This is a genomic window from Bradyrhizobium sp. SZCCHNR1017 (assembly GCF_032381375.1).
Classification (GTDB): Bacteria; Pseudomonadota; Alphaproteobacteria; order Rhizobiales; family Xanthobacteraceae; genus Bradyrhizobium.
In genome coordinates this window covers 1-5761 of sequence record NZ_JAUHIR010000037.1, presented here as the reverse complement: position 1 = coordinate 5761, position 5761 = coordinate 1, and the positions used below count along the sequence as shown (strand labels likewise).

Below are 5761 nucleotides of genomic sequence, written 5' to 3'. Positions count from 1 at the left end.
CGATCGGCTGCGCAACCCCGACCAGCTCCGCCAATCGCCCGTTGCTCCACCCGCGCCACTCGGCGTACAACCCACCCCCGCCCAGTAGCGGGCCAGACCGGTCGGCGGTTTCAGCTGGCTATACATCTATCGCTCGCGTCGCCGATAGGCAACAATCGGAGGGGCAAATGTCTCAATGCGCGAGGGCACAGCGATGGCACTGCCTGATGGAATCAGCACGAAGAAGGTCACCACAATATCCGATGCCCTGAGCAAGATGACGGGCGCAGAGATCGCTTCGTTACCCGAGCTTGATGGAGCGGACTTTCGATGTTTTGGACGCCTGATCCAATGCTTCTGTTTCATTGACCTCAACCTACGTCGCGCGCTTGAGGTATTTGAACTTGCCGGAAAGCTTCCGGAGAACTGGCAGAAGGTTTATCCGAAGATACCGGATTCATCGTTGACCGACGCACTCTCCGATGTGACGAGGACCCTCGACCCCAAGACCGATCCCGTCGAGGAGACGGTCACTTGGCTCACGGCGATCTCGAAATTTCGTGGCTTTCGCAATCTCGCGGGGCACGCCGCGGCAAAGCGATTCCCAAACGAAGACGTCTATGTCTTTGCGAACAAGAACACGGTCGATGCGAAGAAGGCCGGGCAACCATTGCCGAAGCATGGATTCTTGTTCAGCATCGTCGGTCGTTCAGAATTCTTCGACATGGTGCAGGCCGCGGTCGATAGCCAAAAATGGCTTTCCGAAAAGCTCACCAAGTGGGCGGTCTCTTACCCAGCCCAGAAGGCCGCCGACGACAAGTGATTCAACCCTTCAAAAATCTGGCGTAGGCACGGACGTCGATCATGGGCACCGTGGCTTGGACCTGCAGGCGGGCGATCAGCTCAAGCAGGAAGGCCGTTGCGGCGCGCGTGCTCGGCTCAATTGTCGTCCCGCCATCCGTGCGATAGAAATTGCCGTGCGCGGCTACGCACCCCATGTCGAGCGGAGTGATAGCCTCGGCAGCCCGCAGCGCGTTTAGCAGCGGATCGCCCATTGCAGGCGACCACGCGCTTTCGAAGGTCAGCAGGCCGCCAATAATGTGACCTGGTACCTTTGCCGGCTGCATGCCGTTTGCCGACGGAATCGGCAGGCTGGTGCGATGCAGGGTGCGGACGCTCGCGATCTTTTTGGCGGCATACTCGACTTGGTTCGCATCTATCGATTGCTTAGCCTCAAAAACTGCATAGACGCTCTCTGCGGGTATGACCAACGTGCTGTCCTGATTAAAGATCAGCGGCGTATATTGTCGATCGTAGATCACGATATCGAGCTGTTGGCTCGTGGTGTCGGTGCTGTCGATGACAAACGCCTTCGCTACCCGGTAGCGCCTCGGCAGATAGTTGGTGAGCAGCTCAATCCAGATGCCTTCGGAGGCGTCGCCCTTCGCAACCGAATGACCGATGCGGCGCGGGTACGCTGCAGCCGCATCTCTATCTCACCGTGAAGGCCGGTCAGGAGCTTTTCGAGCGACCAGCCGCTCATACGATGATATCTCGCCAATAGGGAGCCGTTAGCGCCGCCGCCGCAGCCTTCTTGATGGCCTGCTTCTCGGCGACGGTGAGATCGTCCGAGATTATATTATTGGTGTTCGACGGATCCACGAATCTGGCCGTAATGATGTTGTCACGCAAGTAAGTGAACACAGTGCGCATGTTTTCGGCCAGCGGCGAGAGCCACGACGTTTCCAGCGCCTTGATTACCGCAAGCTCGAGGTAAAAAGACGGAAACTCCAATCCTTTCTGCTTCCGCCAAAGCTTGATAAGCCGGATCTCGCTTTGCCGCCCCGAGCCTTTCACCTTGGAAATATGCTGCGAGATGTCAGTCTTGGCCCAAGTATCGCCGCGACGCTTGTAGAGGCTGTGGTCGTTGGAATGCCAGTTCTGCCGCTTACCCGGCACCAGGTCGACAGAATAACTGTACACCTTGATCCCGATAGACACGTTCTGCGGGCGCGGTTGGTAGCCGGCCGCTGCCAGGGCGGCGATCAACGTCTTATGGATCTCGGAGAGGGTCTCAGAGGTGTCTGCCGACAGCGAGATGAAAAGATCGAAGTCGGTGCCGCTACGGTTGGCCGTGCCCTTGGCGTAGGAGCCACTTGGGGTGATGTCGAGTAGATACCGACCGGCCCATTGCTCGATCAACGGCTTTACGACGCCGGGTACGAAGAGTGCGGGTGACGAGAGGCCGGTGCTCACCAGCTCTCTCGCCAAAATGGCGTTGAGATAGTCCTGTTCGGACATCATGCGCCAGCCTTGAGCATTGACGAAGCCGTAGAGGTCAAGCGCATTCATCGGCATCGTCCTGCTATGAGAACACTCTGACGCCGGCACGAATTGTGCCAGCTCGCCCGCCGAGGTCAATCGTTACGTGCCAGTGCCCTGACTGAGGCACCCGCAGCCTCAACGGCGAGCGCCGGACCTCGCCGCCAAAGTACCGATGCTGCCGGCCCTGACGATAGCTTTGGAAATTGCCCGCATCCATCAGGCGCACGTTGGCGGCGTGGTCGAGGCTGACCTCGACCACTTCGCCGCCGTTCAAATAGCCCAGGTCGTTGTGAAGGAAGCTCATAGCTACTTGTCCTTCACAGTCGTGCTGGGATGGGACTGACCATGCTTGGTCGTGACATAGCGCCCAGAGATCGCGCTGCGATAGTGAGGTCCGCTGGAACCGTGCTTGCCGGCGGCCTCTTGGACCGTCGTATTCGGGTGACTGCGGCCGTACTTGGGAGTCACGTATTGACCCGAAGTGGCGCTGCGATAGGGCCCGCCACCTTTGGACGATTTCGACATAAGTCTCTCCTTTCAAATCCTCGACTCATGTCGACGATTTCGTAAAACTTTATCTGACGGTTTGCCAGTCGTCAATGGCTGTGGTACGAAATCGTCAGACGGCGCGGCCCCAATCCGCGCCGTTGCGATTCGAGAGGATGGGAATGTCACTGGCGTCAAAGATAAAAGAGCTTCGGGTAAAGAGAAAAAAATCTCTTCAGGAGGTCGCTGATGAGGTTGGAGCCTCCAAGGCGCATATTTGGGATCTTGAGACGGGGAAGAGTAGCAATCCGTCCATCGAGCTTCTGACGAAGCTGGCGAAATGCTTTGGCGTGAGCGTCTCGGAAATGATCGGTGAAAACCCTGCCGCTAAGGATGTCGACCCGCAGGTCGTCGCGATGTATCGCGAGCTGAAGGACCTGAGCCCCGCAGACCGCCAGGCTATTCAAGCAATGATGGACCATCTGAAGAGCAGGAAACCCAAGGGGTAGCGATGAAGATCACGCGGATGGACTTGGCCGACACAGGCTCCCCAATGGGGCTCGCCACCAAGATTCTGTCCGTTGAGAAGGATCTGCCGATTCCGGTGCCGATCGAGGCGTTGGCCCATCAGCTGGATATCGAGAAAATCGCCGCATTGACGACTGCCGGCTTTGAGGGGGGTCTTCTGACTGATGAAGATCGCTCGACCGGCATCATCCTGGTGAATCAGGCTGCGCCCGAAGGGCGCCGCCGGTTCACCATCGGGCATGAGCTTGGGCACTTCCTCATCGCAACCCATAAGCCGGTCGAGTCAGGCAAATTTCTTTGTTCGCGTGCGGATATGGCAAAATGGTCGATCGAACAGACCGATCGCTACGCGCGGATGGAAGCGGAAGCTAACGAGTTCTCGGGCCTGATCCTGATTCCACCTCCCGCGCTGCGGAGGTTCATTTCGAAGGGTGACCCGACCCTTCAGCATGTTCCCTTGATCGCGAAGCACTTCAATGTGAGCAAGGAAGCAGCTGCACGCGCTTATGCGCGATATCACCCTGAGGAGGTGGCAATTGTCGTCATCAAAGACGGGGTCGTAAAGCGGGTACACAAGCGGCCGACGTTTCCGTGGATTTCCGTCCCGTACGGAAAGCCTGTCCCCAAGGCGTCGCTGTACTACCGCAAGGACCAGCGCGAGCGGGTTGCAGGCGAACTCTCGGAGATCCTCCCAGAGCATTGGGTGGACTTGAAACCTGGTCAGCGAGCCGAGTTGTTTGAGCAAACGTATCCGCAACAGAACGGATATGCCTTACTGATGCTCTGGCTCGAGCTGGAGGAGGTCGAGGAAGAGGATGACGAGAGGACCTCGAAACAGCGCTACCAAGACCAGCAAAGCCGCTGGCGGTAGCCGTGCCTTTGCGTCGAGCCAAGCGTACAATCGTCATTGCGATTATTTGACGACCCTGGCTTTAAGCTGGAGTGTCGCCGTCTTTACCGTTGTCAAGTAACCCCAGCACCCTTTGGGAGGCGGTCAAGCCGCCAACCACCCGTATCGATGCATCGGGTTCGCAAGGATCGCCGCTGGTACGTGTGCCGCCGAACAGCTGGAAAATCCAGATCGACATTTCCGGGAAGTCGACGCCTTGTGCTCCTTCATAGACTAAGGCGCCTTCGCCGATGTCACCCTTTACGCGTGCGCGAGCATTGCCAGCCAGCAGTTTACGGTGCATCTCTTCTCCGGGTCGGTTTAGGAACCCCGCCCAAACCCCATGCTTTTGCCGATCGAGGATGACCCCAAAGTGGTGATAGAGCAGCCCTTGGGTGATGAATTTGAATAGATCTTCAACACGGCTGCTATCGAACGGCAGCGCAAGAGCAGGCACGAGTATGCCGTTCTGAAGCGTTAGCTCCTGCCGCAGACCAGCTGCCAAGTGGTTTTTCAGCTTGGCATTTCTTTCCAGGCGTCGCTCCACCATTTGCGATAGTACTTCTGCCGCATCCTGATGGTTACTGGTGAATGGCAGCACGGCCGTCAAATAGTGCTCGTGGCCGCTCTTCGTTGTATTGCATGCTCTGCATGCGGGCTGACCTTGCCCCTGGGGCTTAATCCAGTTTGAAGTTCGTTCTGGCCCAACGAGGACCAGAGCATGAAGCGCAGCCGCTTTACGGAAGAGCAGATCATCGGGATTTTGAAGGAGCACGAGGCTGGCGTTCCGGTCGCCGATCTGTGCCGCAAGCATGGCGTGAGCGACGCCAGCATTTACAAGTGGAAGGCCAAGTTCGGCGGAATGGACGTCTCGGAGGCCAAGCGTCTGAAGACGCTGGAGGACGAGAACACGCGGCTCAAGCGGCTGCTGGCGGACGCCATGCTGGACAATGCCGCCCTGAAGGATCTCCTGGGAAAGAAGTGGTGACGCCTGCGGCGAAGCGGAGAGCTGTCGCACATCTCGTGCGCGTTCACGGGATGAGCGAACGGCGGGCGTGTAAAGCCATCGGCTGTTGCCGCATGACGGTCAGATATCGGACGAGCCGGGCCGATGATGCCGGGCTGCGGGAGCGCATGAGGGCGATCGCCCATGAGCGTCGCCGCTTCGGCTATCGTCGCCTGCACGTCCTGCTCAAGCGGGAGGGCTACCTGGTCAATCACAAGAAGCTGTTCCGGCTGTACCGGGAGGAACGGCTCACGGTGCGCCGCAGAGGTGGCCGCAAGCGCGCTATCGGGACGCGAGCGCCGATGACGGTGCCGCTGCTCCCGAATGATCGCTGGTCACTCGACTTTGTGTCGGATCAGATGACCGATGGCCGGCGCTTCCGCATCCTGACCGTGGTCGACGACTGCACCCGCGAGTGCCTGGCGCTGGTGGCCGACACTTCACTCTCGGGCGCCCGGGTCGCCCGGGAGCTGGACCGGCTGGTCGCCGAGCGCGGCAAGCCCAAGATGGTGGTGAGCGACAACGGCAGCGAGCTCACGAGCAATGCC

The 5761-nt window shown here is 58.8% G+C and carries 6 protein-coding genes and 2 pseudogenes; 4 read left to right on the top strand and 4 right to left on the bottom strand.

Features of this window, described 5'->3' with window-relative positions; translation table 11 throughout:
- The first annotated feature begins 193 nt into the window (after positions 1-193).
- Positions 194-802: a hypothetical protein gene (locus QW863_RS35905; RefSeq protein ID WP_315770090.1), complete on the top strand. Its 609-nt coding sequence runs from the start codon at positions 194-196 to the stop codon at positions 800-802.
- A 1-nt stretch (position 803) separates the two neighbouring features.
- Here QW863_RS35905 and QW863_RS35900 read toward each other — a convergent pair.
- The 3 genes and pseudogenes from QW863_RS35900 to QW863_RS35890 all read right to left on the bottom strand — a co-directional run bounded on the left by QW863_RS35900 (position 804) and on the right by QW863_RS35890 (position 2608).
- A pseudogene (locus tag QW863_RS35900) lies at positions 804-1522 on the bottom strand (DUF6602 domain-containing protein).
- A complete protein-coding gene (locus tag QW863_RS35895; protein WP_315770088.1) occupies positions 1519-2331 on the bottom strand; it encodes a nucleotidyltransferase domain-containing protein in 813 nt (270 codons plus the stop codon). The pseudogene QW863_RS35900 and the gene QW863_RS35895 overlap by 4 nt, the downstream one beginning before the upstream one ends.
- A gap of 13 nt (positions 2332-2344) precedes the next feature.
- Complete coding sequence (locus QW863_RS35890; protein ID WP_315770086.1) at positions 2345-2608, bottom strand: DUF1883 domain-containing protein; 264 nt, start codon at positions 2606-2608, stop codon at positions 2345-2347.
- 364 nt (positions 2609-2972) lie between these two features.
- Between QW863_RS35890 and QW863_RS35885 the strand changes: the two genes are divergently transcribed.
- Both QW863_RS35885 and QW863_RS35880 read left to right on the top strand, forming a co-directional pair.
- Positions 2973-3299, top strand: a complete 327-nt coding sequence (locus QW863_RS35885; RefSeq protein WP_315770085.1) for a helix-turn-helix transcriptional regulator — start codon at positions 2973-2975, stop codon at positions 3297-3299.
- Positions 3300-3301: 2 nt separating this feature from the next.
- Positions 3302-4189, top strand: a complete 888-nt coding sequence (locus QW863_RS35880; RefSeq protein ID WP_315770083.1) for an ImmA/IrrE family metallo-endopeptidase — start codon at positions 3302-3304, stop codon at positions 4187-4189.
- A gap of 61 nt (positions 4190-4250) precedes the next feature.
- Here the strand turns inward: QW863_RS35880 and QW863_RS35875 are convergent, their stop codons facing one another.
- Positions 4251-4817 carry a hypothetical protein gene (locus tag QW863_RS35875; protein WP_315770081.1) on the bottom strand — a complete coding sequence of 189 codons (567 nt, stop codon included), beginning with the start codon at positions 4815-4817 and terminating at the stop codon, positions 4251-4253.
- A 111-nt stretch (positions 4818-4928) separates the two neighbouring features.
- On the opposite strand from QW863_RS35875, the pseudogene QW863_RS35870 reads away from it, so the two are divergent.
- Positions 4929-5761: pseudogene (locus QW863_RS35870) on the top strand (IS3 family transposase); the annotation flags it as partial.